The sequence below is a fragment of the Pandoraea faecigallinarum genome (assembly GCF_001029105.3).
GTDB classification, from domain to species: Bacteria; Pseudomonadota; Gammaproteobacteria; order Burkholderiales; family Burkholderiaceae; genus Pandoraea; species Pandoraea faecigallinarum.
On sequence record NZ_CP011807.3, the window covers coordinates 1,578,663 to 1,602,882 of the forward strand.

Here is a 24,220-nt window from a genome sequence, read left to right on the forward strand (position 1 = left end):
GTCCTCTAGGTTCTCTAGGTCCTTTACTTCAATGTGACAGCCACTTCCCCCACGCCATCGATCACGCCGCGCAATTCGCCGGTGCCGCTCGCGGGGATCATGCCGACGTACGAGCCGCACGTAATGATCGCACCGGCGCGCATGGTGATGCCGCGCTTGCCGTTGTGATTGACTAGCCATGTCAGCAGCGCACGCGGATCGCCCCCGGTATTGAAGACCCTGGCCGGGGTGATGTCGTGGCCGTCGAGCGTGAACACGGCCTTCGGCGCGAGGTAGTCGTAACCGGCGTCGTAGCTTCGGCCGCTGCCGATCACCAGCGCGCCGTTGTTCTGGAGATCGGCCAGCGCGAAGCGGCTGTCGAGGCCCTTGCCCGCGAACCGGCTGTCGGTGATCTCGATGGTGGCAAGCATGTCGTCCACGAACATCATGGCTTCGCGCTCGTCGTAACTGCCTGGCTTGATGTCGCGCGCCAGACGGAAGGCGATTTCGAGTTCGAGACCGGGACGGAAAAAATCGTCGAGCACGAGCGCGCCGCCCGCACGGCTCACGACGGACGCCGGAATCGGCGCGCAATTCGGCATATCTGTCGGTGTTTTCGCGCCGACTTTCCAGGCGGCAATGGTCTCGCCGAGCAGATCGAGCGTGCGCAGTTGCACGGCATACGCCGCGTCGGCGTCGGCCGGGAGCAACGCCTCGGCGGGCGAGTCGATCGGCGTGTCGCCCCGGCGGGTATCGGCAAGCAGACGGGCGAGCGATTCGACGGCGGGTTGGGTCTCGAACATTCTTGTGAATCTCCTGGGGAAAAGGCGATGGGCCGGCCGGCCGCCGACGCCATGTCGCTCACATCGTATACAAAATTCGGGCGATGTTGCGCTGCGGCGCGAACGTGTCGTTTTCTCAGTGAAAACACCACATAACGTAGTCAAAACGGCATCGATCTGCGAGAATCGGACTTCGTAATATTTCGTAATGGTTGGTAATATTTCGATAATTATTCAGAGGTTTTTCAGGCGGCGCGCTTCGGTGTGATTGCCGTCGCTTGCGCAAGTGCTGTGCATGCAGTCGCTGTCTTTCTTCCTGTAACGAATGACCAAGGCAAGCCTATGCACTCCGTGACACTGAACGCCGTTCGCCATCAGGCCGCCCCTCCGCCAGGCACCGGCGCGAGTCAGCCGATCAGCCGTCAGGCGCTGCATCTTGCCGTGATGGATCGCCTGCGCAAGATGATTACCGAAGGGGTGCTGCCGCCCGGTTCGCATTTGAACGAACGGGCGTTGTGCGAGCAACTGGGCGTGTCGCGCACGCCGCTGCGCGAGGCGCTGAAGATGCTCGCGGTAGAGCGTCTGATCGATCTTTTACCCAATCGCGGTGCCCGTGTGGTGACGCTCTCCGCCAGCGATATTGCCGACGCCTTCGAACTGCTCAGCGGCCTTGAGGCGCTGGCCGGGGAGTTGGCTTGCCAACGCATCACACAGGCGGAAGTCGACGAGATCGACGAACTGCACAGCGCCATGGAAGCCTGCCATGCGAACGGCGATCTGTCCGGCTACTTCGATTGCAATCAGCGGATTCACGACCGGATCAACGCGGCGGCACGCAATCCCGCGCTCTCGCAAATGTATCAGTCGGTCAATCAGCGTCTTCAGGCGCTGCGTTTTCGCTCCAACCTGCACGCTGGCAAGTGGGAGCGTGCCATCGACGAGCATGTCGAGATGTTGCACGCGCTGCATCGGCGCGACGGCGCAACGCTGGGCCGGCTGCTCCGCGCCCATTTGATGGCCAAGTGTGCCGCCGTGCTCGCGAACGTACGTGTTGCTGCATAAGTCGCTGAACTCACTCAGCTCGTTCAGCTCGTTCAACTCGCTCAACTCGCTCAACTCGCTCAACTCGCTCAACTCGCTCAACTCGCTCAGCTCGCTCAGCTCGCTCAAGCCGGCCTCGCGGCTCATGCCGCATCCGCGGCGAGCTGGGTGCCCTTGCGCGCGATATCAGGCCGCGCGGCTCATGCTGACCAGTCCTTCGTTGAGCATCGCCGCGACGTAAGCGTCCGTTTTGCTGCGCAGGTGCGCCTCCATCAGCGCACGCAGGCGTTTGCCGTCGCGCTTGCGCATCAACGCCAGCATCTGCGCATGTTCGTCCACGGCCTGACGCCAGCGCTCCGGCGTCGGCGTGAGGCGCTCGCGCACATGCCGCAGGCGGGCGTTGAGATTGTGAAAGTATTCGGCCAGCGGGCCGTTGTCCGCCATGCGCAGAATGCCTAGATGGATCTGCTGATTGAGCGCAAAGTAGGCGGCATGATCGGTGCGCGCATAGGCGGCTTCCATCAGGTCTTGCAGGCGGGCCAGTTCGGTCAGGTCGTCATCCGTCGCCTTCTCGCAGGCCTGTTCGCCCGAGAGTCCTTCCAATACCGCCATCACGGCGAGCAGATTCACCACCTCATCGACGCTCACGCGCGCCACACGCGCCCGGCGCGTCTGCGAAATCTCCACGAGCCCTTCGTTCGCGAGCCGTTTGAGCGCCTCGCGCAACGGCGTGCGCGATACCGCAAGCTCGTCGCACAACGCGCGCTCCGACAGCGGTGCGCCGGGCCGCAAGTCGCCGCGCACGATGCGCGCCTTGAGGGCTTCGTACGCCGCGGCGTTGAGCGAGGCGGAAGTGGTCATGCTTATCGATGTCAAAAATTGGAGTGCCAATTTTGATGGCGATGCCGCCGAGCGTCAATCCGTAAAGTACTGGAAAGTTGAATGGATTCCACGTTAACCCTGATTCAGGCAATTGCCGCTTGCCAACGACACGCAGTCGATTCTATCGTTTACAAAAAATTGGTATACCAAAAAACTAACCCAGCCGACATCCGATGCGTGCCGGCGATCAAAGGAGGCAATGTGACGTCGACTGTTCTGACCGAGTTCACCGGACGAAATGGTGCCATTGCGCTGGTCACGCTCAACCGTCCCGAGAAGCTCAATGCGTTGACCAGGCCGATGTGGCAGGCCTTGGGCGACGCCATTCTGACGTTGTCCGAATCGCCCGGCGTGCGGTGCATCGTGCTGCGCGGGGCGGGCGAAAAGTCGTTCGCCCCGGGCAACGACATCGCCGAGTTCGAGACGGACCGCGCCAATGTGGAGCAGGCGCGCGCGTACGGCGCCCTCATGCACCGCACGCTCGACGCGCTCACGAATTGCCCGATACCACTCGTGGCGATGATTCATGGCATTTGCGTGGGCGGCGGCATGGAAATTGCGGCGTCGTGCGATGTGAGGATATGCGGGGAGTCGAGCCGCTTCGGCGCACCCATCAACAAACTCGGGCTGGTGATGGCGCATGCGGAGTTGTCCGGCCTCGTGCAGTTGCTCGGTCCGGCAAAGGCGCTGGAAATCCTGCTGGAAGGCCGAATTTTCGATGCGCAGGAAGCGCTGCGCATCGGGCTTGTCACGCGCGTGGTGTCCGATGCGAACGTGACGAGTGAAGCGCTCGCGAGCGCGGATCGCATCGCCGCCGGGGCCCCGCTCGTAGCGCGCTGGCACAAGCGCTTCGTGCGCGAGCTGGCGAGCGGCAAGCCGCTCACGCCGGCGCAGCTCGACGAAGGATTCGCCTGCTTCGGCACGGCCGATTTCCAGACCGGCTACCGCGCTTTCCTCGCCAAGACGACACCCGTGTTCGAGGGGCGCTGACATGACGGATACCCGTAAAGACGGCGCACACGCGGCGGGCCCGTTGCAGGGCGTCAAGGTGATCGAGCTTTCGCACATCATGTCCGGCCCGGTGTGCGGGATGATGCTTGCCGACATGGGGGCCGACGTCATCAAGGTCGAGAAGATGGAAGGCGACGACGCGCGCCGTTTCGCGCCGATCCTCGCGCATGGCGAGTCGGCCTCGTTCATGATGCTCAATCGCAACAAGCGCGGCATTGCCCTCGATCTGAAGACGGAAGGCGGCAAGACCGTGTTGCGCAGGATGCTTGCCACGGCGGACGTCGTCACCGAGAACTATCGCAAGGGCACGATGGAGAAGTTGGGGCTGGGCTACGAGACGCTGCGCGAGGCGAACCCGGGACTGATCTATTGCTCCATCTCGGGCTATGGGCGCACCGGTCCGTATGCCGATAAAGGCGGCTTCGACCTCATCGCGCAGGGACTCTCGGGGTTGATGAGCGTGACGGGCGAGCCGGGGCAGGCGCCTATCAAGGCGGGTTCGCCGATTGCCGACATCAATGCGGGCATTCTGGCCGCACTCGGCATTTCGGCCGCGTACGCACATCGTCTGCGCACGGGGCAGGGGCAGATCGTCGACACATCGCTGCTCGAAGCCGGTTTCCAGCAGATGTACTGGGCGGCCGCGAACTTCTTCGCCAGCGGCGAGAACCCGCCGAAGTTAGGTTCCGCCAACCCCACGAGCACCCCCTATCAGGCGTTTCGCACACAGGACGGGTGGATCAACATCGGCGCCGCGAATCAGGCGAATTACGAGCGTTTGCTGCAAGTGCTCGACGCGCCGGAGATCGCCGGTGACGCGCGGTTCGCGACGAACGCCGGCCGTACCGCGCATCGCGAGGAACTCGTTGAGCGTCTGACCGCCTATCTGACCCGCGACACCACGCAGAACTGGGTCGAACGGCTCGACGCCGTCGGCCTGCCCGTGGGCCCGGTGCTGCCGATTTCGGAGGCCGTCACGCATCCGCAGATCGTGGCCCGCGAAATGGTGGTGGAAACGGTCCATCCGCTCGGCGGCCCGACGCGCAGCATCGGTCTGCCGATCCGGTTCTCGCAGACGCCGAAGTGCACCGGCGGCCCCGCCCCACGGCTCGGCGAGCATACGCTCGATGTCCTGACCGAGTACGGCTTCGACACGGCGCAGATCCGCGATCTGGTCGCGAAAGGAGCCGTACGTGCGCTGGAAGGCGCTGCCGCGGTGACGACCTGACGTACATGAAGCGCCGGACATGCGGATTCTCCGCGTGTTGACGCTTCCCACGTGAATTTGTCAGAACTTCCCCCCCGGTGGCCGGTCGGTTTTGAAGCTGGGCCGTAGAAGTGTCGCGCCATGCGGCATGCATCATGCGTCATGCGCAGTACGTCACGCGCATCGCGACCGGCCCGATCGATCCGGCTCCACGTCAAGTCGTAAGGAGGGAAGGCATGACCCTTGGCAGCATCTCCGGCAACTCACCTAATTCGTGGCCTTCGCGATGGCCGTGTGTCCGCGACGCGCGTACCATAGGACTTCATTCGCTTGCGTTCGTCCGCCCGTCGACGACGGCGCCGGGCGAAATCGTTCTTCTCCCGATCGCGAGGTGAGCATGCCGGCACGCATTGAGGATTACGCCATGATCGGCGATTGCCGCAGCGCTGCGCTGGTGGCGCGCGACGGCTCCATCGACTGGCTCTGCTGGCCGTACTTCGATTCTCCGGCGTGTTTCGCCGCCTTGCTCGGCAGCGCCGAGCATGGTCGCTGGAAAATTGCCCCCGAAGACCCGCGCGCGACGTGCTCGCGCCGCTATCACGACGACACGCTGATTCTCGAGACGCGTTTCGAGACCGTCGAAGGGTGCGTTGCGGTCATCGACTTCATGCCATTGCGTGACGGCGCCGCCGAACTGGTTCGTCTCGTCAAGGGCGTGCATGGGAGCGTGTCGATGTCGATGGAGTTGATTCTCCGCTTCGATTACGGCGCGTCGGTGCCATGGTCGCGCCCGCTGGACGCCGACGACCCGACGGGGCCGGGCATGCGACTCATCGCGGGACCCGACAAGGTAGTCATGCGCACACCGGTGGAGATCCAGGACGTACCGGGCAGCCTGCGCGCGCGCTTCGACGTGAAGGCGGGCGACACCGTGCCCTTCGTCCTCTCGCGAGTGCCGTCGCACCACCCCGATCCTCGCGAGATCGATCCATTCGCTGCGCTGACCGATACCGAACGTTACTGGCGCACGTGGGCCAATCGTTGTCAGCTCGACGGGCGATGGTCCGAAGCGATTCGCCGCTCGCTCATTGTGCTCAAGGCGCTCACGTTCGTGCCGACCGGCGGTGTGGTCGCGGCACCGACCACGTCGTTGCCCGAGCAACTGGGCGGCGAGCGTAACTGGGACTATCGCTACTGCTGGCTGCGCGACGCCACACTGACATTGCAGGCGCTCATGCTCGGCGGTTACTACACCGAGGCGAGCGACTGGAGCCACTGGCTGGTGCGCGCCGTGGCCGGTGCGCCCTCGCAGGTGCAGATCATGTACGGGCTGTCCGGCGAGCGGCGTTTGCCGGAGTGGGAAGTCGACTGGCTGCCCGGTTACGAAGGCGCGAAGCCCGTGCGCGTGGGCAACGGCGCCGTGGGACAGTTGCAGCTCGACGTCTATGGCGAGGTGATGGATGCGCTGCATCAATCGCGTCTGGGCGGTCTGCCGCCGGACGATGCCACTTGGGAGGTGCAAACGAAGCTCGTGGCGCATCTCGAAACGGTGTGGCGCGAACCGGACGAAGGCATTTGGGAAGTGCGCGGCGGCCGCCAGCACTTCACGTATTCGAAGGTGATGGCGTGGGTGGCGTTCGACCGGGCCATCAAATCGGCCGAGCGTTTCGGTCTGCCGGGGCCGGTGGATCACTGGCGGCGCTTGTGCAGGGAGATTCACGCGGATGTCTGCGCGAACGGTTTCGACCAGGCACGCAATGCCTTCATGCAGGCGTACGGCTCGCCCGAGATGGACGCGAGCGTGCTGATGATCCCGCTCGTGGGGTTCTTGCCGCCAGACGACCCGCGCGTGATCGGCACGGTGGAGGCGGTGGAGCGCGAACTGATGCACGACGGCCTGGTGCAGCGGTATCGCACGAGTCGGGTGGACGACGGTTTGCCGGCAGGCGAGGGCGCATTCCTTGCGTGCAGCTTCTGGATGGTCGATTGTCTGGTGATGATCGGCCGTCAGCGCGACGCGCGCGAGTTGTTCGAGCGCCTGCTGTCGCTGCGCAACGATGTCGGGCTGCTGGCCGAGGAGTACGACACGACGCACGAGCGTCAGGTCGGCAACTTCCCGCAGGCGTTTTCGCATATCGCGCTCGTGCATGCGGCGATACGGCTCGATTCGCTCGCCAACGACGACCGTGCCGACGAGGCGGCCGACGACCTCGCTGCCGATGACGACGCCCATCTGGAGCATGTGGGGTATCGCGCGATCCGCGCGTGACGCCAAGGGGGGGCCACGAACCCGATGTGCGGGCCGTGTCCCCCGGGGATTAAGGAACTCGTGAAATATGCCGTAATACTTTCGTATCCTTACTTTTCCTTCTCGCGGAGACCTTTCGCTCCATGACCATCATCGTTCCGGCCACGGGCAGCGCAACGTCCGGCATGCTCGACATCTGGCAGGCGCATATTCAGCAACAGCAGGCGCAGACAGCGCAAACGGGCGCAAACGCCAGCAGCAACGCATCGAACGACACGACTCCCCAGAGCGACGGCGACAAGGTTCTGTCCAGCCTGCGCAGTGTGAGCGAAGGCGCCCGGCAAGCGGGCAAAGCGATGACGAGCGCGGCGTCCGACACCGGCAGCGCCGGCAATTCTGTCGTCCAGGAGGCGATCAGGAAACTCAAGGAAATGCTCGCCAGGGTACTGGCGCAACTCGAGGCCGTGCGCAACAATGACCGTCTGCCGCCGCAGGAGAAGTTGCAGCAGGTCGGCGCGCTCTCGGCCGAGGCCATGGCCATTCAGGCGCAGATTACCGCGCTGATGGATCCCACCTGGACGACCGGCACGCGTATCAGCACGACAGCCTGACGCGCCTCCGACGCGCCTGTATCGCATCACGTCGCATCACGTCGCATCGCGTCGATGCACTGCGTTCATCGATCTTCGCGAAAAGCGCATCAATGTACGGGCGCGAAGCGCGCTAGAATTCTGCTTTCGCTTAATTCTTCCAGCGACCCGGTCGAGCTCCGGGTCTCGTCCCGTGCGCCGCATGAAGCAAGACAAGACACTCACCGCCCTGCTATGGATCGTTGCGGCGGGCTTTTTCATGCAGGCGCTCGACACGACCATCGTCAACACGGCGCTGCCCGCGATGGCCGCGAGCCTGGGCGAGAATCCGTTGCGCATGCAGCCGGTCGTCGTTTCCTATTCGCTGACGATGGCCATGCTCACTCCCGCCTCGGGATGGCTGGCCGACCGGTTCGGCACGCGCCGCGTCTACTTCGTCGCCATTGTGCTGTTCGTGCTCGGCTCCATTGCTTGCGCCATGGCGCACACGCTTGCGCAACTCGTCGTCGCGCGTGTGCTGCAAGGTGCGGGCGGTTCGATGCTCTTGCCCATCGGGCGCCTTGCCGTGCTTCGCACCTTCCCGGCGGGCGAGTATCTGGCGGCGCTCGCCTTCGTCTCGATTGCGGGGCAGGTCGGACCGATGATCGGCCCGGTGCTCGGCGGCTGGCTCGTGCAGGTCGCATCGTGGCATTGGATTTTCCTCATCAACGTGCCCGTCGGACTGATCGGCAGTTTCGCCGTGCGGCATTACCTTCCACGGCCCGCGAAGGACGAAGTGATCGACACCGGCTTCGACTGGATCGGCTTCGCCCTGTTATCGGTCGCGATGGTTTCATTCACGCTCGCGCTCGATCACCCGTTCTCCGGCGCGGGCTGGGGGCCGTCGGTTGGACTCGCGCTGCTTTGCATCGCGACGGCCGCCGGTTACTGGCCGTATGCCCGGCGCCGTGCGGCACCGCTGTTCCCGCTGGAACTGTTCGAGACGCGCAGCTTCAGTCTCGGCCTGTTGGGCAATCTCGTTGCCCGTATCGGCAGCAGCGCCGTGCCGTTCCTGTTGCCGCTGTTGCTTCAGGTAGCGATGGGGTACAGCCCGCTGGCGTCGGGGTTGATGATGCTGCCCGTCGCGCTCGCCGGGATCGTCGTCAAACGAATGGTCACACCGCTGGTGGTCCGTTTCGGCTACACGCGTTTCCTGATGGTCAATACGGCGGTCGTCGGCGGATCGATTGCGAGTTTCGCACTCTTCGGGCCGGGCTGGCCGATCTGGCTGGGACTGGCGCAACTGGCCGTGTTCGGCGGCGCGAACTCGATGCAGTTCGCGGCGATGAACAGCGTCACGCTAAAGGATCTGGGCACGCGCCGGGCCAGCGCGGGCAACGGACTGTTCTCGATGGCACAAATGCTCGCGCTGGGACTGGGAGTGACCATCGGCGGCCAACTGCTGGCGCTGTTCGGTCATCTCGGTCATCTCGCCGGGCAGGCGGGTGAGGCGGGTGAGATGGGGGCAGGCGGCACGGTGGCCGGGTTCCGGATGACGTTCGTGTGCGTGGGGCTCATTACACTGGCCTCGGCGCTGATCTTCCGTCGCGTGGAAGATCCCGCGGCAGGCTCGGATCGCACGGCGGATGGCGGTGGCCAAACCCCGGCCGCGTCCGCCACCGACCCCGGACGGTAAGTCCGGGTCGCGCATCGAAGCCGACGTCGGCACCGGCGCCCGCACCGAAACTCGCGCCTCAGCCGGTGGCGACGCGGGGCACGGTACGCGCCGTGCCCGGGCCGTTCACTTCCTGACCAGCGCGCACTTCGATTCGGCCAGCGGGGCGAACGCCTTGTCGGCCGGAATCGTCTCAAGGATCTTGTACAGATCCCATTCCGACTTCGATTCCGCCGGCGTTTTCACCTGCACCAGCAGCATGTCGTGCACCAGCTTGCCGTCGGCGCGAATCTGGCCGTTGCGGATCACCGGATCGTCGATCTTCATCGACTTGAGCTTCGCCATCACGGCGTCGGCTTCGTCCGTGCCGGCCGCCTGGACCGCCTTCAGATAATTCAGCACCGCCGAATAGACCGCCGCCTGCATCATCGTCGGCATCTTCTTGTGCTGCGCATGAAAGCGTTGCGCGAAGGCGCGCGAGCGGTCGTCCTGGTCCCAGTAGAATCCGTTCGTCAGGATCATGCCCTGTGCATTCTTCAGGCCCATGCCGTGGATTTCGGTGATGAGCGAGAGCAAGGGCGTGAACACCTGCTTACCGCCCTGGACGATGTTGAACTGCGCGGCCTGCTTGACCGTGTTGAGCGTGTCCGTACCGGAGTTGGCCAGTGCGATGACCTGCGCGCCGGACGTTTGCGCCCGCAGCAGATACGACGACAGGTCGGGCGAATTCACCGGATGCTTCACCGAGCCGGCGACCTTGCCGCCCTGACGCGTCAGAATCTCGCTCGCATCCTTCTCCAGCGCCTGACCGAACGCGTAATCGGCCGTGATGAAGTACCACGACTTCAGGCCGCGGCGCAGCAGCGCCTGCGAGGTCGAGTTCGCCAGCGCATAGGTGTCGTACATCCACTGCACGCTGTGCGCCGTGCATTGTTCGTTGCTGATGGCGGACGAGCCCGCGCCGGTGACGAGCGCGATCTTCTTCTTTTCATCCGCGATACGGTCGACGGCGAGGGCGACGTTGGAGAAGGTGAGGTCGGTAATCATGTCGACCTTGCCCCGGTCGTACCACTCGCGCGCGATGGTCGCGCCGGTGTCGGTCTTGCCCTGCGAGTCGGCCGAGACCAGTTCGATGGGCGCGCCAAGAACCTTGTGCTCGCGAGAGAAATCGTCGATGGCCATGGTGGCGGCGAGCACGCTGCCTTTGCCTGCGTTGTCGCTCGACACGCCCGACAGGTCGGTCAGCACGCCGATCTTCACGACGCCATCGGAGACCGCCGCCGCATGGGCCGGCGTGGTGCAGGATAAGGTGAATGCGAGCGAGGAAAAGGCAAATGAAGCGGCGACGGCAATCGTACGGCGCAGGTGGCCGGTGAGGCTGGGCATGGCGTGTCTCCAATGTTCGAGTTATGACGACCCGCCGCCGGTGTCTCTCGCGGACGGCGCGTGCGGCGGGTCTCGAACATCTTAAACATCTCGTAATCGATTGCGCAATCCGTAATGCGCTCGACACGCATCGGGATTTCCCGACCTCCGGGGGGCAGGGCGTCAGTTCGGGCAGCGGGGCGTGGCCGTGCCCTGTGCGCTGGCGGCGCTGGCGGCGATGGCGTTGCCGATGCCTTCGGCGAGCCGATCGACGAGTTTTCGCTGTGCGGCCACGACCCCGGCAATACCGCCCGACGCGGGTTCGGTGCCCGTAAACCGGCACGTGAGCACAAGCTCGCCCGGGACCTTTCGCACGCTCCAGACGGCGCTTAGCGCGGCTTGTTCGTCGGGTGCCGACTCGAAGCGTTGCACGGACGTCGAGACGCGATACACCGCGAGGCCGTCCGCACGCGGCAGACCGTAGACGTCCATCGCCCCCAGCTGCCGCGTGAGGTCGCGCGAAATCGTCGACGTCAGCTCGGTCCTCAGCGGTGCGGACCAGCGGGACGCTTCCAGAATGTCGACGCGCCCGCCGCCACGGGTAACGACGATCTGCGGCCGGTCGACCTGCTCGGGCACCGCGACGGGCGACACTTCGAGCGCATACGGGGTGGCGGGTGCGCCTGTGCCGGTCGTGGCATTGCCGGGGGCGTTGGCCGGCGCCTGCCCGGCCGCGCCGGTGAGCGTGTAGAACGTCGGTTGCGGCGAGGCGCAGCCGGCCAGCAGCAGCGCAAGGGTCGCGGTGGCGGCGAGTCCCGCCAGCGGCGTTGCGCGCGGATGCGGGCTACGGGTCATCTCGGTCGGCCTCGTCATGGTTGCGGATCCTTCGGTTTGCCGCGCAGCAGCGCTTCGGGATGCTGCTGCAAATAGTCGGCGAGTGTATTGAGCGAGCGAAGCGTCTTCGTCAGTTCCTGCATGGCCTGACGGACATCCTGCTGGACCGGCGCGTCTTCGGAGAGCGTACGCTCGGCCGCGCCGAAGCTCTTTTTCGCCTCGCCCAGCGTGGCTTTCGCCTCGGGTGCGATTTCGTTGTCCAGTTGACGGAACAGCCCTTGCGCGCTCTCCAGCGTCTTGTCCAGCCTGCGCAGCGACGAATCGAGGTTCTGGCCGATGCTGTCGAACGGCACCTTGTCGAGCTTGCTCGCAATGTCGGCGATCTGAAGCTGCAACTGGTCGAGCGTGTTGGGCACGGTCGGCATGTACAGCATGCCGTCGACCATCTCCGCCTTGGCCGGCTTGGCATTCGGGAAGAAGTCGAGCGCCACGTACAACTGGCCGGTCAGCAGGTTGCCGGTGCGCAACTGGCCGCGCAGGCCGCGCTGCACGAGGGCATCGAGAATCCTGTGACTGTTGATTTCGGTCGGCGGCACGCTGTTCTTCGGATCGCGACGGCGCAGGCGGTCCGGATAGACTTCGACCGTCACCGGCATATTGATCTGCTTGGTGGCCTGATCGAACTCCACGCCGATCGACGTGACTTCACCCAGCGTGATGCCACGGAAGTCGACCGGTGCGCCGACGACCAGCCCGCGCAGCGATTGCTGGAAACGGAACACCACGCGCACCGGATGCGTGTCGGGGGCCTTCATGGCCGTGGCTTCGTCCGGCGCCAGGCGGAATTCCTGCCCGGGTTTGGCGATCACGCCCGCGCCCGAATCGTTCGGTGCCTGAAAGGCGATACCGCCGATGACCACCGAGGCCAGCGATTGCGTATTGACCTGGAAGCCGCTCGAATCGAGCCGCAGATCGATCCCACTCGCGTGCCAGAAGCGCGTGTTGGTGCCGACGTACTGGTCGTACGGCGCCTGCACGAACACACGCAGCGTGACGCCCTTGCCGTCGGGGTCCAGAGAGAACGCTTCGACCTGACCGACCTGAATGCGCCGATAGTAGATAGGCGAGCCGATGTCGAGCGAACCGATGTCGGCGGCCTGCAGCACGAACGGCTTGCCCGGCTGACCGCTGGAGACGACCGGCGGCACTTCGAGCCCCACGAAATGATCGACGGACGTTTTCGACTTGCCGGCATCCGCACCGATGTATGCGCCGGAGAGCAGCGTCGATAGTCCCGACACACTGCCGCCGGCCACGCGCGGGCGCACCACCCACCAACGCGAATCCTTGACCGCGAAGTTCTTCGCGTTCTTGGTGAGATCGACCGTCACCCGGACGTGCGAGAGGTCGTCCGACAGTTCGATGCTCTTGACCGTCCCGATGTCGACTTCCTTGTACTTGACCTTGGTCTTGCCGGCTTCGAGTCCTTCGGCCGTCTTGAAGTCGATGGTCACGCTCGGCCCGCGTTCGACCAGAACCTTGACCACGAGCGACAGCCCGATGAGCGCGGCGACCAGCGGGATCAGCCAGACGAGTGAGGGCGCCCAGCGCTTGCGCGGCTCGATGGCGGGCGTCGGCAGTTCGTCGGCGCCAGGCGGGGGCACCGCTTTGGGGGCTTGCGAGTCTTTCGGGGCGTTCGGGTCAGTCATGATCGTCCTGTTCGGTATCGTCGTCGCGGATCTGATCCCAGATCAGGCGAGGGTCGAACTGCATGGAAGCCAACATCGTGAGCACGACCACGGACCCGAAAGCCACGATGCCCGGCCCGGCCTGAATGACGGCCAGCGACTGGATGTTCACGAGCGCCACCATCAGCGCGACGACGAAGACATCGAGCATCGACCAGCGGCCGATGAACTCGACCATGTGATACAGCCTGGTGCGTTGATGCGGTTTCCAGCGGGTGCCTCGCTGCGCCGTAACGCACAGCAGGGACAGCGCGATGAGCTTGAGCATCGGGACGAGGATGCTGGCGGTGAACACGACGATGGCCAGGTCGTACTCGCCGCTCGTCCAGAAGTAGATCACGCCGCTCATGATCGTGTCGCTGCTGTTACCGAGCAGCGAGCGGGTCTGCATCATGGGCAGGACGTTGGCGGGAATGTACAGGATCGCCGCGGCAATCAGCAAGGCCCAGGTGCGCGTGAGGCTGTCGACCTTGCGCTGGTGAAGTACCGCGCCGCATCGCGGGCAGCGCGCCTTTTCGACGGTCCTGACCTCGCGCGACAGGCGTCCGCACACGTGGCATGCGACAAGTCCTGCCGCTTTGGCGGAAAGGTATTTCATCGCGACGCGGTCCCGGGCCCATGGGTCGACGCGCCTGGCGGCGCGGCGGGCGGCTCGTCCGTCAAACCGTTCGCCGCCGCGTTGCGCTTCGCGGCCTGCAATGCCTGCACCGCCGGATCGGGCGTACGGTCGATCACGATCCAGAGGTTGCGCAGATCGTACGAGAGCACCGTGGCGAGCAGCATGGTGAGCGCGCCGAACGCCCAGAGCGCAATGCCGGGCAGCACGCTCGCCATGGCGGACAGTTTGACCAGCGAGACCAGCACGCCAAGCATGAAGACCTCGATCATGCCCCACGGCCGGCAGAATTCGATGGCGCGCATGACATGGAAGACGGCGTAGGGGCGACGGCCGAGCGCGAGCGGTGTGATCAGGTGAATCAGCGCAAGCAGTTGCGACAGGGGAAACAGCACGGTCGTGGCGAAGACGAGCAGGGCGACGAGCCACATGCCTTCCCGGTAGAGCGCCCAGGCGGCACCCACCAGCGTGGTTTCCGTATAGATGCCCTGCACCTCGATCTCGACGATCGGAAACGCGTTCGCGATGGCGAACACGATCAGGCAGGTCAGGGTCAGCGCCAGCACGCGCGACAGACGCAAATCGGGGGAGCGATAAAGAACCGAGTGGCAACGCACGCAGCGAGCTGTCTCGCGCGGCGGCAGGACCGTGCGACGGTGCAGGGTGTCGCAATTCGGACATGCCATCAGGTTCGTCACGTCATCTTCTGGGGGCAATGTGTCCATTACCGGGGGACGGTGACCAAAGTGACGCTCAGAATACCAAAATGTCAAGGAAGTTCCCACGTAATAAGGCGCCATCGAAGCTCAACGCAACATACGGCATGGTTTGTGCTAAGTCACGGAAATCGTTACTTCTTTGCTCTATACTCAACGCACTCCCGCAAAGTTTCTCAAAATTTGAGGAGAATTCCCCCATGCTTAATATGTCCAGGCGCCAGTTCCTCAAAGTGAGTGGCGCAACGCTGGCCGGGTCCAGCCTGGCAATGCTCGGGTTCGCGCCCGACGCGGCGCTGGCGGAAGTCCGTCAGTTCAAGCTGGCGCGAGCGACCGAGACCCGTAACACCTGTCCGTACTGTTCGGTGGCCTGCGGGCTGCTCATGTACAGCTACGGCGACGGTGCGAAGAATGCGAAGAAGAGCATTTTCCACATCGAAGGCGACCCCGACCATCCGGTCAACCGGGGCACGTTGTGCCCGAAGGGCGCCAGCCTCATCGATTTCATCCACAGCCCGAACCGCCTCACCCATCCGGAATACCGCAAGCCCGGTTCCGACAAGTGGGAACGGATTTCGTGGGACGACGCGCTCGATCGCATTGCCAAGCTGATGAAGGCCGACCGCGACGCCAACTTCGTCGAGAAGACGGACGACGGCCTGACGGTCAACCGCTGGACGACGACCGGCATGCTCGCCGCGTCGGCATCGAGCAACGAAGTCGGATATATCACGCACAAAGTCATCCGCAGCACCGGGATGCTGGGATTCGATAACCAGGCACGTGTCTGACACGGCCCGACGGTGGCAGGTCTTGCCCCGACGTTTGGCCGTGGTGCGATGACGAACCATTGGGTCGACATCAAGAACGCGGATCTGGTACTCATCATGGGCGGCAACGCTGCCGAGGCGCACCCGTGCGGCTTCAAATGGGTGACCGAGGCGAAGGCGCACAACAAGGCGCGCCTGATTGTGGTCGACCCGCGCTTCAACCGCTCGGCATCGGTCGCGGATTATTACGCGCCGATCCGTACCGGCACGGATATCGCCTTTCTCGGCGGGTTGATCAACTACCTGCTCACGAACGACAGGATCCAGCACGAGTACGTCAAGAACTACACCGATTTCACCTTCCTGGTGAAAGACGAGTTCGCGTTCGAAGACGGGATCTACTCCGGGTACAACGCCGAGAAGCACACCTACGACAAGTCCTCCTGGGATTACCAGAAGGGACCGGACGGTTACGTCCTCACCGACCCGACACTGCAACACCCGCGCACGGTGTTCCAGTTGATGAAGCAGCACTACTCGCGCTATACCATCGAGATGGTCGAGCGCGTGTGCGGTACACCGGCCGACAAGATCGAGTACATCTACAAGCAGATCGCCGAGTGTTCCACCCCCACGCGCACCATGACGATCCTGTACGCGCTGGGCTGGACGCAGCACTCGATCGGCTCGCAGATCATTCGTACCGGGGCGATGGTGCAGCTGTTGCTGGGCAACATCGGCGCGGTGGGCGGCGGCATGAACGCACTGCGCGGTCACTCGAACATTCAGGGGCTGACCGATCTCGGGCTGATGACCGACTTGCTGCCGGGTTACATGTCGTTGCCCAAGCAGGCCGAGCAGACCGTCGAGCAATACCTGACGGCGCGCACGCAAAAGCCGTTGCGTCCGAATCAGCTCAGCTACTGGCAGAACTATCCGAAGTTCTACGTGAGCCTGATGAAGGCGTAGTGGGGCGACGCGGCGACTGCCGAGAACAACTGGGGCTACGACTATCTGCCCAAGCTCGACAAGCCGTACGACATGCTGCAAGTGCAGGAACTGATGAGCAAGGGCAAGATGACCGGCTACATCGCGCAGGGTTTCAACCCGCTCGCGGCGACGCCGGCCAAGGTCAAGTGGGACAAGGCGCTCGCCCAGCTCAAGTTCCTTGTCGTCATGGACCCGCTCGCGACGGAGACGTCGGAGTTCTGGAAGAACTTCGGCGAGCACAACAACGTCGATTCCAGCAAGATCCAGACGGAAGTGTTCCGTTTGCCGACAACCTGTTTCGCAGAGGAAGACGGCGCGCTGGTCAACTCGGGCCGCTGGTTGCAATGGCACTGGAAGGGCGCCGAGCCGCCGGGCGAGGCGCGCACCGACATCGACATCATGGCGGGCCTGTTCCTGCGCCTTCGCGAGATGTACAAGACGCAGGGCGGCAAGTATCCGGACCCGATCGTCAATCTCAACTGGCCGTATGCTCAGCCTGAAAGTCCGACGCCCGAAGAACTGGCGAAGGAGTACAACGGTCGTGCGCTCAAGGACATCGTCGATCCGAAGGACCCGACCAAGGTCACGCGCAAGGCAGGCGAGCAGTTGTCCGGGTTTGCCGAACTCAAGGACGACGGCAGCACCTCGTCGGGTTGCTGGATCTTTGCCGGCGCCTGGACGCAGGCCGGCAACCAGATGGCGCGGCGCGACAACAGCGATCCGACCGGTATCGGCCAGACGCTGAACTGGGCGTGGGCCTGGCCGGCGAACCGTCGCATTCTGTATAACCGCGCCTCGTCCGACGTTGCCGGCAAGCCGTTCGATCCGAAGCGCAAGCTGGTCTACTGGAACGGCAAGGCGTGGACCGGCGCCGACGTGCCCGACTTCAAGGTCGACGAAGATCCGGCCGGTGGCATGAGTCCGTTCATCATGAACCCCGAGGGCGTGGCGCGTTTCTTCGCCAAGGGCGCCATGGCGGAAGGCCCGTTCCCCGAGCACTACGAGCCGTTCGAGACGCCGCTGGGCTACAACCCGCTGCATCCGAAGCAACCGAAGGCCACGAGCAATCCGGGCGCACGTGTCTTCCCGGACGATCGGGTCACGATGGGCACGGCGGACAAGTTCCCCCACGTGGCCACGACGTATCGTCTCACTGAGCATTTCCACTACTGGACCAAGCACGCGCTGCTGAACTCGATCATCCAGCCCGAGCAGTTCGTCGAAATCGGCGAAGCGCTCGCGAAGGAAATCGGGATCGTGGCAGGCGACACGGTCAAGGTGTCGTCCAACCGCGGCTACATCAAGGCCAAGGCGGTCGTCACCAAGCGTCTGCGTGCGCTCAAGGTGGACGGCAAGACGATTCACCACGTCGGGATACCGATCCACTGGGGCTTCAAGGGGCTGACCAAACCCGGGTTCCTCGCGAATACGCTTACCCCCATCGTGGGCGACGCCAATTCGCAGACCCCCGAGGTGAAGTCGTTCCTCGTGAAGGTCGAGAAGGCATAAGGGGGCGCCATGGCATTGCAATCACTGGATATCAAACGGCGCTCGGCAACGACCTTGCCGTCGCCCTCGGTGCGCGAGGCGCACACGGGCGACGTCGCCAAACTCATCGACGTCTCGAAGTGCATCGGCTGCAAGGCATGTCAGACAGCCTGCATGGAGTGGAACGACCTGCGCGACGAAGTCGGGACCAATGTCGGCGTGTACGACAACCCGGCCGATCTGACGGCGGACTCGTGGACGCTCATGCGTTTTACCGAGTACGAAAACCCGAAGGGCGACCTGGAGTGGCTCATCCGCAAGGACGGCTGCATGCATTGCGAGGACCCGGGCTGCCTGAAGGCCTGCCCGTCGCCCGGCGCGATCGTGCAGTACGCCAACGGTATCGTCGATTTCCACGAAGAAGCGTGTATCGGCTGCGGGTACTGCATTACCGGGTGCCCGTTCAACATCCCGCGTATCTCGCAGAAGGATCACAAGGCATACAAGTGCACGCTGTGTTCCGATCGCGTGTCCGTCGGGTTGGAGCCGGCATGCGTGAAGACGTGTCCGACCGGCGCGATCATGTTCGGCACCAAAGACGCCATGAAGGATCAGGCGGCCGAGCGTATCGAAGACCTGAAGTCGCGGGGCTTCGACAACGCGGGGCTGTACGATCCGGCCGGCGTGGGCGGCACGCACGTCATGTATGTGCTGCATCACGCCGACAAGCCGTCGCTGTATCACGGTCTGCCGGACAATCCGCGCATCAGCCCGATGGTGACGTTCTGGAAGGGCATCGCCAAACCGCTGGGCGTGGCAGCGATGGCGCTCACCGCGCTTGCCGGCTTCTTCCACTACATCAAGACCGGTCCGAACGAAACGACCGGGGAAGATGAAGAAGAAGCCCGCCGGTACGATGCATCCCGCAAGGGTAACGGTCCCGACGGTGAGAAGGGCGTTGTGACGCACGAGGAGGTCTGACCATGGCGCATGAATCTTGCGATGGCGCGCGCGGCAAGGACGAACTGATCGAGCGGTACAACGCCGCGGAGCGCATCAACCACTGGATCGTTGCGGGAACGTTCATCCTGCTTGCACTGTCCGGGCTGGCGCTGTTCCATCCGTCGATGTTCTGGCTCACCAACCTGTTCGGCGGCGGGCCGTGGACACGGATTCTCCATCCGTTCGTCGGCCTTGTGATGTTCGTCGCGTTTCTCTGGCTGGCGTTGCGGCTCGGCCGCTACAACAAGTTCGAGCCGCGCGACACCGAGTGGATGAAGAACATCGGCGACGTGCTCAACAATCGCGAAGAACATCTGCCTGAAGTCGGGCGTTACAACGCCGGGCAGAAGCTGCTGTTCTACGTGATGGTGCTGTGCATGATCGGCCTGTTGCTCTCGGGCATCGTGATCTGGCGCGCGTATTTCGCGTTCTACTTCCCGATCTGGGTGATTCGTCTGGCCTCGGACGTGCACGCGGTGTGTGCATTCGTATTGATTTGCGGCATCATTACGCACATCTACGCGGCGATCTGGATCAAGGGCTCCGTGCGCGCCATGACGCGTGGTACCGTCACCCGCGGCTGGGCGTGGAAACACCATCGCGCCTGGTACAAGCAGCTCAACAAATAAGTCCGGCCGTGTGCGGTGGCCGGACACTCTTACGAGGCCGGCCACCTTGCAACGCATTCTCGAACCCGGGCAGATCGAGTCTCTCGATCGCACCTCCATTCCCCGCCTGCGCATGCCGCAACGCGCCGAAGTCTTTTCGGCGCGCGCGGCGCGTTTGCGCCAACTGGCCGACGCTCATCCGCTGGGCGATTACCTGCGGCTCATGGCCGCACTTGTCGACGCGCAGCAACGTGTGCTCGACAACTTTCAGGCCGAGCGTCCCTCTGCCGGCTCGATCGAACAGGCGCAGCGGCACTGCATGCCGCTGGTGCCCGCCACCGGCGGTTACGACGCGGGCCGCTGGCAGCCGTTGCTCACGCCGCTGCTCGACGCGGTGGCTGCGCAGCCCGGCCTGCCCACGGCCGTGAAGGGCGTGATCGAGCGCGTTCGCGCGGCCGATCCGGCGGCGCTCGAAGCCGGTGCGCAAGCGTTGCTCGCCGGGCATGGCAAGGGCGTGGATGCCGCGAGCGCACCGTTCCTGATGGCGGCGCTGCAAGTGCTCTGGACCGGCGTGGCGAGCACGTTCGATGCCGGTGAAGTGCCGATGCTCGACGTGCCCAATGTCTGCCCGGTGTGCGGGACACTGCCTGTGGCGAGCGTCGTTCGCATCGGCGGCGCGCACGAGGGCTATCGTTATCTGTGTTGTGGCCTGTGCGCGACCGAGTGGCACATGGTGCGGGTGAAATGCACGCACTGCGAAGCGAGCGAGCACGTCGCGTATCACGTCGTCGACACGGCAGGCGATGCCGCCGCCTCGGGCGAGGAAGTCGCTGCGCTCGACGGCGGCATTCTCAAGGGCGCGGACGGGCGTCCGAAACTCGACGGGGCGGCCAAGCGAGTTGCCTCATCGCCGATTCGCGCCGAGTCGTGCGACGACTGCCATAGCTATCGCAAGATCTTCTATCAGGACAAGGACCCGTTCGTGGAACCGGTCGCCGACGACCTCGCCAGCCTCGCACTCGATGTGCTCATGGGCGAAGCGGGTTACGCGCGGGCCAACGGGAATCCGTTGCTCTGGCAAAACGCCGAAGACGCCTGATGGGCAAGGAGACGGCGATGTCCGGGTACGAGGGGGCGCGGGCGGGTGCGGCGGATTTGCCGTCGCTCGATCGTTTGCTGGGAATGCCCGAATTTCAGGCGGCGCTGGCCGACTTCGGCCGCACGCAGGTCACAGCGGCCTTGCGACGCGACCTCGACGTGCGCCGTGCGGCGGCGCTTGCGGGCACGCTCACGCACGATGCGCTCACGCCATCGGCGTTCGGCGCACGTGTCCTGAGCGCATTGACCGAACGCAACCGCGCGACGCTGCGTCCCGTCTTCAATCTCACCGGCACGGTGCTGCACACCAATCTCGGGCGGGCGATGTTGCCCGAGGCGGCCATCGAGTCGGTGTTGCAGGCGCTCACGTCGCCGGCCAATCTCGAATTCGATCTGGCGACGGGCGGCCGCGGCGATCGCGACGATCTCGTCGCGCCGCTGCTGTGCGAGTTGACGGGCGGGGAGGCGGCGACCGTCGTCAACAACAATGCGGCCGCCGTGCTGCTGATGCTCGCTACCCTGGCCCGGCGCCGCGAGGTCGTGGTCTCGCGCGGCGAACTGGTGGAGATCGGCGGCGCGTTCCGCATTCCCGACATCATGACGCACGCGGGCGCAAAGCTTGTGGAGGTCGGCACGACCAATCGTACCCACGCGGCCGACTATCGCAATGCCATCGGCGACCGGACGGCGCTGCTCATGAAGGTGCATTGCAGCAACTACGAAGTGACGGGCTTCACCAAGAGCGTGGACGTAGCCGAAGTCGTGGCCATTGCGAAGCCGCATGGCGTGCCGGTGGCCGTGGACCTCGGCAGCGGCACGCTCGCGCCGATGGAGCGATGGGGCCTGCCGCACGAGACGACCGTGCAGGAGACGATTGCCGCCGGCGCGGATCTCGTCACGTTCTCCGGCGACAAGCTGCTCGGTGGCCCGCAGGCGGGCATGATCGTCGGGCGTAAGGATCTCGTCGCCAGGATCAAGAAGCATCCCCTCAAACGCGCACTTCGGGTAGGCAAGCTCACGCTCGCGGCGCTGGAGCCGGTGCTGCGCCTCTATCGCGATCCCGAGCACTTGAGCGAACGGCTCACGACGCTGCGTCTGCTCACACGCACGCGTGCCGACATGGCGGCGCAGGCCGAACGTCTGGTGCCGGTGCTGGCGAACGCGCTTGGTGAGGACTACACCGTGAGCGCTGCGCCGATGGTCAGCCAGATCGGCAGCGGCGCGTTGCCGGTCGAGCAACTCCCGAGCTACGGACTGGCCATTACGCCGGCCGGTGGCGGCAAACGCGGCGCCGGACGCGCGCTCGCGAGGCTGGAGGCGGCGCTGCGCGGGCTGCCGTATCCGGTGATCGGACGCATCGCCGAGCAGACGCTCTGGCTCGACCTGCGCTGCCTGGAGGCGCACGACGAAGCCCGTCTATCGTTGCAGTTCGCGGAGCTTCGCGCATGATCGTCGGCACGGCGGGACACATCGACCACGGCAAAACGAGCCTCGTTCGCGCGCTGACCGGTGTCGACACGGATCGGCTCAAGGAGGAAAAGGCGCGCGGCATTTCCATCGAACTGGGCTATGCCTATACCCCGTTGCCCGATGGCGAAGTGCTCGGCTTCATCGATGTGCCCGGGCACGAGAAGCTGATTCACACGATGGCGGCCGGGGCGGCCGGCATCGACTTCGCACTGCTCGTGGTCGCGGCGGACGACGGCATCATGCCGCAGACACGCGAGCATCTTGCCATTCTGACGATGCTCGGCGTGAAGCGCGGTGTCGTTGCGTTGTCGAAGGCCGACCGTGTGGATGCGGCGCGTCTTGCCGCGGTGACGCAGGAGATCGGGCACTGGCTCGCCGGCACACCGCTCGCGCAATCGGACGTGATACCGGTGTCGGCGACGACGCCCGGCGACGCCGGCGTATCGGCGTTGCGCGAGCATCTGACGCGGGCGGCGGGGGCGTTGCTGGCCTCGGGCAATGCGGCGCGTCGCGACGGCGCGCTGTTCCGTCTGGCCGTCGACCGTGTCTTCACGCTTGCCGGACACGGCACGGTGGTGACGGGCACGGCGTTCGCGGGCACAGTGCGCGTGGGGGATACGTTGACGGTCATGCCGCAGGGGCTGCCGGTGCGTGTGCGTAGCATCCACGCACAGAATCGCGCTGTCGAAGCGGGCAGGGCGGGCGAGCGTTGCGCGCTGAATCTGGCCGGCATCGAGCGCGATCAGTTGCGCCGGGGCGACTGGATCGCCGCCTCGGGCCTGTGTGCGCCGTCGACCCATGTGGACGTCGAACTGCATTGGCTCGAAGGCAGCGCACCGCTCACGCAATGGTTCCCGCTGCACGTGCATCTGGGCACGACGCACGTGCAGGCGCGCACGGTGTTGCTGGACGGCGATACGCTCGCGCCCGGCGAATCGATGCGTGTGCAACTGGTATTCGACACGCCTGTGTGTACGATGCCCGGCGATCGCTTCATCGTGCGCAACCCGCAGGCGACGGCGACCGTGGGCGGCGGGCGCGTGCTCGATCCGGCTGCCCCCGAGCGCAAGCGCCGGTCGGCGGCGCGGCTCGCGTGGCTCGACGCGCTCGCACACTCCCTCGACGACGGCGGGCTGGAAGCCTTGCTCGCACAATCGCCATTCGGTCTGACGAGCGCGCAGGTCGTCGCATTGACGGGGTTGCCGGCAGCGCAATGGGCGTGGCCGTCCGACGCCGTGGTGCATGCGCTCACGGACGGCGAATCGCTGGCGTTTGCACGACACGCGTGGGAGGTCATGCGCACGCGCGTGCTTGCGTCGCTGGGCGACTATCACGCTCGCATGCCCGATGAGCCGGGGCTCGACGCCGCCCGTCTGGGGCGTATGATCTGGCCCTCGCTGGACGCCGGGCGCTGGCGTGCGATCGTGCAGGCATTGTTGAGCGAAGGTTCGCTCGCGCGCACGGGGGCGTGGTGGCACCTGCCCACCCACCGCGTGGAGATGACACAGGAAGAGCAGGCGCTGGCCGAGGCGCTGTTGCCGAAGGTGGCACAGGGGCGCTTCGATCCGCCGTGGGTGCGCGACATGGGGCGTGAGTTGAACGTGCCGGAAGATCGGGTGCGCTCGGTGCTGCGCAAGCTTGCGCGACAGGGCCGCGTGCATCAGATCGTCAAGGATCTGTTCTACGACGACGCGTGCGTGCAGACGTTGGCCGCAATGATCGCGCACGCAAGCGGCAAGGTGGAGGCCGGTGCCTTTCGGGATGCGACGGGACTGGGCCGCAAGCGCGCGATTCAGATTCTGGAGTTCTTCGATCGCGCGGGATATACTCGCCGCGTTGGCGATTTGCACGTTCGCCGTCCCGGCGTGGAATGGGGTGCGGCGTAGTCCGAATCACAGCATCGAAGGCAAGGCTTCGCGCGGTGCGCGCACGCTTGTCCCACCCTCGAGCAAATGAATTTGCTTCGTCCGAAGGAAGGCATCCGTATCCGGTGATGCGGCCGGGCTTCAAACCCGGTTGGGGGCGTCAGACGCTCCCAGGTCGGTTCGACTCCGGCTGCTTTCCGCCACGACATTCAAACGCGCCCGACGGCGCCGCGCAACGATGCGCTCAAGCACGCCC

18 protein-coding genes, 1 tRNA gene and 1 pseudogene are annotated in these 24,220 nt (G+C 64.8%); 13 read left to right on the forward strand and 7 right to left on the reverse strand.

Features of this window, described 5'->3' with window-relative positions:
- Positions 1-23 precede the first annotated feature (23 nt).
- Positions 24-782 carry a 2-keto-4-pentenoate hydratase gene (locus AB870_RS07070; RefSeq protein ID WP_047907469.1) on the reverse strand — a complete coding sequence of 253 codons (759 nt, stop codon included), beginning with the start codon at positions 780-782 and terminating at the stop codon, positions 24-26.
- Positions 783-1,103: 321 nt separating this feature from the next.
- Between AB870_RS07070 and AB870_RS07075 the strand changes: the two genes are divergently transcribed.
- Positions 1,104-1,823, forward strand: a complete 720-nt coding sequence (locus AB870_RS07075) for a GntR family transcriptional regulator (protein WP_047907470.1) — start codon at positions 1,104-1,106, stop codon at positions 1,821-1,823.
- Between the two features lie 165 nt (positions 1,824-1,988).
- Here the strand turns inward: AB870_RS07075 and AB870_RS07085 are convergent, their stop codons facing one another.
- A complete protein-coding gene (locus AB870_RS07085) occupies positions 1,989-2,663 on the reverse strand; it encodes a GntR family transcriptional regulator (protein WP_047907472.1) in 675 nt (224 codons plus the stop codon).
- Between the two features lie 222 nt (positions 2,664-2,885).
- On the opposite strand from AB870_RS07085, the gene AB870_RS07090 reads away from it, so the two are divergent.
- The 5 genes from AB870_RS07090 (at position 2,886) to mdtD (ending at position 9,415) form a co-directional block, all read left to right on the forward strand.
- On the forward strand, positions 2,886-3,674 hold the full coding sequence (locus tag AB870_RS07090; RefSeq protein ID WP_047908909.1) for an enoyl-CoA hydratase/isomerase family protein: 789 nt from the start codon (positions 2,886-2,888) through the stop codon (positions 3,672-3,674).
- A 1-nt stretch (position 3,675) separates the two neighbouring features.
- Positions 3,676-4,923, forward strand: coding sequence for a CaiB/BaiF CoA transferase family protein (locus AB870_RS07095; RefSeq protein ID WP_047907473.1), 1,248 nt, complete (start codon positions 3,676-3,678; stop codon positions 4,921-4,923).
- Between the two features lie 376 nt (positions 4,924-5,299).
- Positions 5,300-7,171 (forward strand): glycoside hydrolase family 15 protein, encoded by a 1,872-nt coding sequence (locus tag AB870_RS07100; protein WP_047907474.1) that lies wholly within the window; start codon positions 5,300-5,302, stop codon positions 7,169-7,171.
- Between the two features lie 122 nt (positions 7,172-7,293).
- Positions 7,294-7,761 carry a hypothetical protein gene (locus AB870_RS07105; RefSeq protein WP_047907475.1) on the forward strand — a complete coding sequence of 156 codons (468 nt, stop codon included), beginning with the start codon at positions 7,294-7,296 and terminating at the stop codon, positions 7,759-7,761.
- A 181-nt stretch (positions 7,762-7,942) separates the two neighbouring features.
- Complete coding sequence (gene mdtD / locus AB870_RS07110) at positions 7,943-9,415, forward strand: multidrug transporter subunit MdtD (protein WP_047907476.1); 1,473 nt, start codon at positions 7,943-7,945, stop codon at positions 9,413-9,415.
- A gap of 105 nt (positions 9,416-9,520) precedes the next feature.
- On the opposite strand, the gene AB870_RS07115 is transcribed toward mdtD, so the two are convergent.
- The 5 genes from AB870_RS07115 to AB870_RS07135 form a co-directional block, all read right to left on the reverse strand.
- Complete coding sequence (locus AB870_RS07115; protein ID WP_047907477.1) at positions 9,521-10,780, reverse strand: ABC transporter substrate-binding protein; 1,260 nt, start codon at positions 10,778-10,780, stop codon at positions 9,521-9,523.
- Between the two features lie 162 nt (positions 10,781-10,942).
- On the reverse strand, positions 10,943-11,632 hold the full coding sequence (locus AB870_RS07120; protein ID WP_237170075.1) for a PqiC family protein: 690 nt from the start codon (positions 11,630-11,632) through the stop codon (positions 10,943-10,945).
- On the reverse strand, positions 11,629-13,302 hold the full coding sequence (locus AB870_RS07125) for a PqiB family protein (protein WP_047907479.1): 1,674 nt from the start codon (positions 13,300-13,302) through the stop codon (positions 11,629-11,631). Before AB870_RS07125 ends, AB870_RS07120 begins: the two co-directional genes overlap by 4 nt.
- Complete coding sequence (locus AB870_RS07130; protein WP_047907480.1) at positions 13,295-13,939, reverse strand: paraquat-inducible protein A; 645 nt, start codon at positions 13,937-13,939, stop codon at positions 13,295-13,297. The genes AB870_RS07125 and AB870_RS07130 overlap by 8 nt, the downstream gene beginning before the upstream one ends.
- The gene (locus tag AB870_RS07135) at positions 13,936-14,655 is read right to left on the reverse strand and encodes a paraquat-inducible protein A (RefSeq protein WP_237170076.1); all 720 of its coding nucleotides are present in this window, start codon (positions 14,653-14,655) and stop codon (positions 13,936-13,938) included. Before AB870_RS07135 ends, AB870_RS07130 begins: the two co-directional genes overlap by 4 nt.
- Before the next feature lie 218 nt (positions 14,656-14,873).
- Here AB870_RS07135 and fdnG point away from each other — a divergent pair.
- The 7 genes and pseudogenes from fdnG (at position 14,874) to AB870_RS07175 (ending at position 24,167) form a co-directional block, all read left to right on the forward strand.
- A pseudogene (gene fdnG, locus AB870_RS07145) lies at positions 14,874-17,942 on the forward strand (formate dehydrogenase-N subunit alpha).
- 9 nt (positions 17,943-17,951) lie between these two features.
- Positions 17,952-18,902, forward strand: coding sequence for a formate dehydrogenase subunit beta (gene fdxH / locus AB870_RS07150; RefSeq protein ID WP_047907482.1), 951 nt, complete (start codon positions 17,952-17,954; stop codon positions 18,900-18,902).
- A gap of 2 nt (positions 18,903-18,904) precedes the next feature.
- Positions 18,905-19,552, forward strand: coding sequence for a formate dehydrogenase subunit gamma (locus tag AB870_RS07155; protein ID WP_047907483.1), 648 nt, complete (start codon positions 18,905-18,907; stop codon positions 19,550-19,552).
- Between the two features lie 46 nt (positions 19,553-19,598).
- Entirely contained in the window at positions 19,599-20,630 is a 1,032-nt protein-coding gene (gene fdhE / locus AB870_RS07160) for a formate dehydrogenase accessory protein FdhE (protein WP_084663399.1), read from the forward strand.
- A 17-nt stretch (positions 20,631-20,647) separates the two neighbouring features.
- Complete coding sequence (gene selA / locus AB870_RS07165) at positions 20,648-22,078, forward strand: L-seryl-tRNA(Sec) selenium transferase (RefSeq protein WP_047908911.1); 1,431 nt, start codon at positions 20,648-20,650, stop codon at positions 22,076-22,078.
- On the forward strand, positions 22,075-23,985 hold the full coding sequence (gene selB, locus AB870_RS07170; protein WP_047907485.1) for a selenocysteine-specific translation elongation factor: 1,911 nt from the start codon (positions 22,075-22,077) through the stop codon (positions 23,983-23,985). The genes selA and selB overlap by 4 nt, the downstream gene beginning before the upstream one ends.
- Positions 23,986-24,071: 86 nt before the next feature.
- A tRNA-Sec gene (locus AB870_RS07175) sits at positions 24,072-24,167 on the forward strand.
- Positions 24,168-24,220 lie beyond the last annotated feature (53 nt).

What these genes read in the sequence shown, in the direction of transcription:
- AB870_RS07155 (WP_047907483.1), top strand. Translation starts at nt 18,905, where the DNA reads ATGGCGCATGAATCTTGCGATGGCGCGCGCGGCAAGGACGAACTGATC.
- AB870_RS07115 (WP_047907477.1), bottom strand. Translation starts at nt 10,780, where the DNA reads ATGCCCAGCCTCACCGGCCACCTGCGCCGTACGATTGCCGTCGCCGCT.
- selB (WP_047907485.1), top strand. Translation starts at nt 22,075, where the DNA reads ATGATCGTCGGCACGGCGGGACACATCGACCACGGCAAAACGAGCCTC.
- AB870_RS07125 (WP_047907479.1), bottom strand. Translation starts at nt 13,302, where the DNA reads ATGACTGACCCGAACGCCCCGAAAGACTCGCAAGCCCCCAAAGCGGTG.
- selA (WP_047908911.1), top strand. Translation starts at nt 20,648, where the DNA reads ATGTCCGGGTACGAGGGGGCGCGGGCGGGTGCGGCGGATTTGCCGTCG.
- fdxH (WP_047907482.1), top strand. Translation starts at nt 17,952, where the DNA reads ATGGCATTGCAATCACTGGATATCAAACGGCGCTCGGCAACGACCTTG.
- AB870_RS07130 (WP_047907480.1), bottom strand. Translation starts at nt 13,939, where the DNA reads ATGAAATACCTTTCCGCCAAAGCGGCAGGACTTGTCGCATGCCACGTG.
- AB870_RS07095 (WP_047907473.1), top strand. Translation starts at nt 3,676, where the DNA reads ATGACGGATACCCGTAAAGACGGCGCACACGCGGCGGGCCCGTTGCAG.
- AB870_RS07085 (WP_047907472.1), bottom strand. Translation starts at nt 2,663, where the DNA reads ATGACCACTTCCGCCTCGCTCAACGCCGCGGCGTACGAAGCCCTCAAG.
- mdtD (WP_047907476.1), top strand. Translation starts at nt 7,943, where the DNA reads ATGAAGCAAGACAAGACACTCACCGCCCTGCTATGGATCGTTGCGGCG.
- AB870_RS07105 (WP_047907475.1), top strand. Translation starts at nt 7,294, where the DNA reads ATGACCATCATCGTTCCGGCCACGGGCAGCGCAACGTCCGGCATGCTC.
- AB870_RS07070 (WP_047907469.1), bottom strand. Translation starts at nt 782, where the DNA reads ATGTTCGAGACCCAACCCGCCGTCGAATCGCTCGCCCGTCTGCTTGCC.
- AB870_RS07120 (WP_237170075.1), bottom strand. Translation starts at nt 11,632, where the DNA reads ATGACGAGGCCGACCGAGATGACCCGTAGCCCGCATCCGCGCGCAACG.
- AB870_RS07100 (WP_047907474.1), top strand. Translation starts at nt 5,300, where the DNA reads ATGCCGGCACGCATTGAGGATTACGCCATGATCGGCGATTGCCGCAGC.
- AB870_RS07075 (WP_047907470.1), top strand. Translation starts at nt 1,104, where the DNA reads ATGCACTCCGTGACACTGAACGCCGTTCGCCATCAGGCCGCCCCTCCG.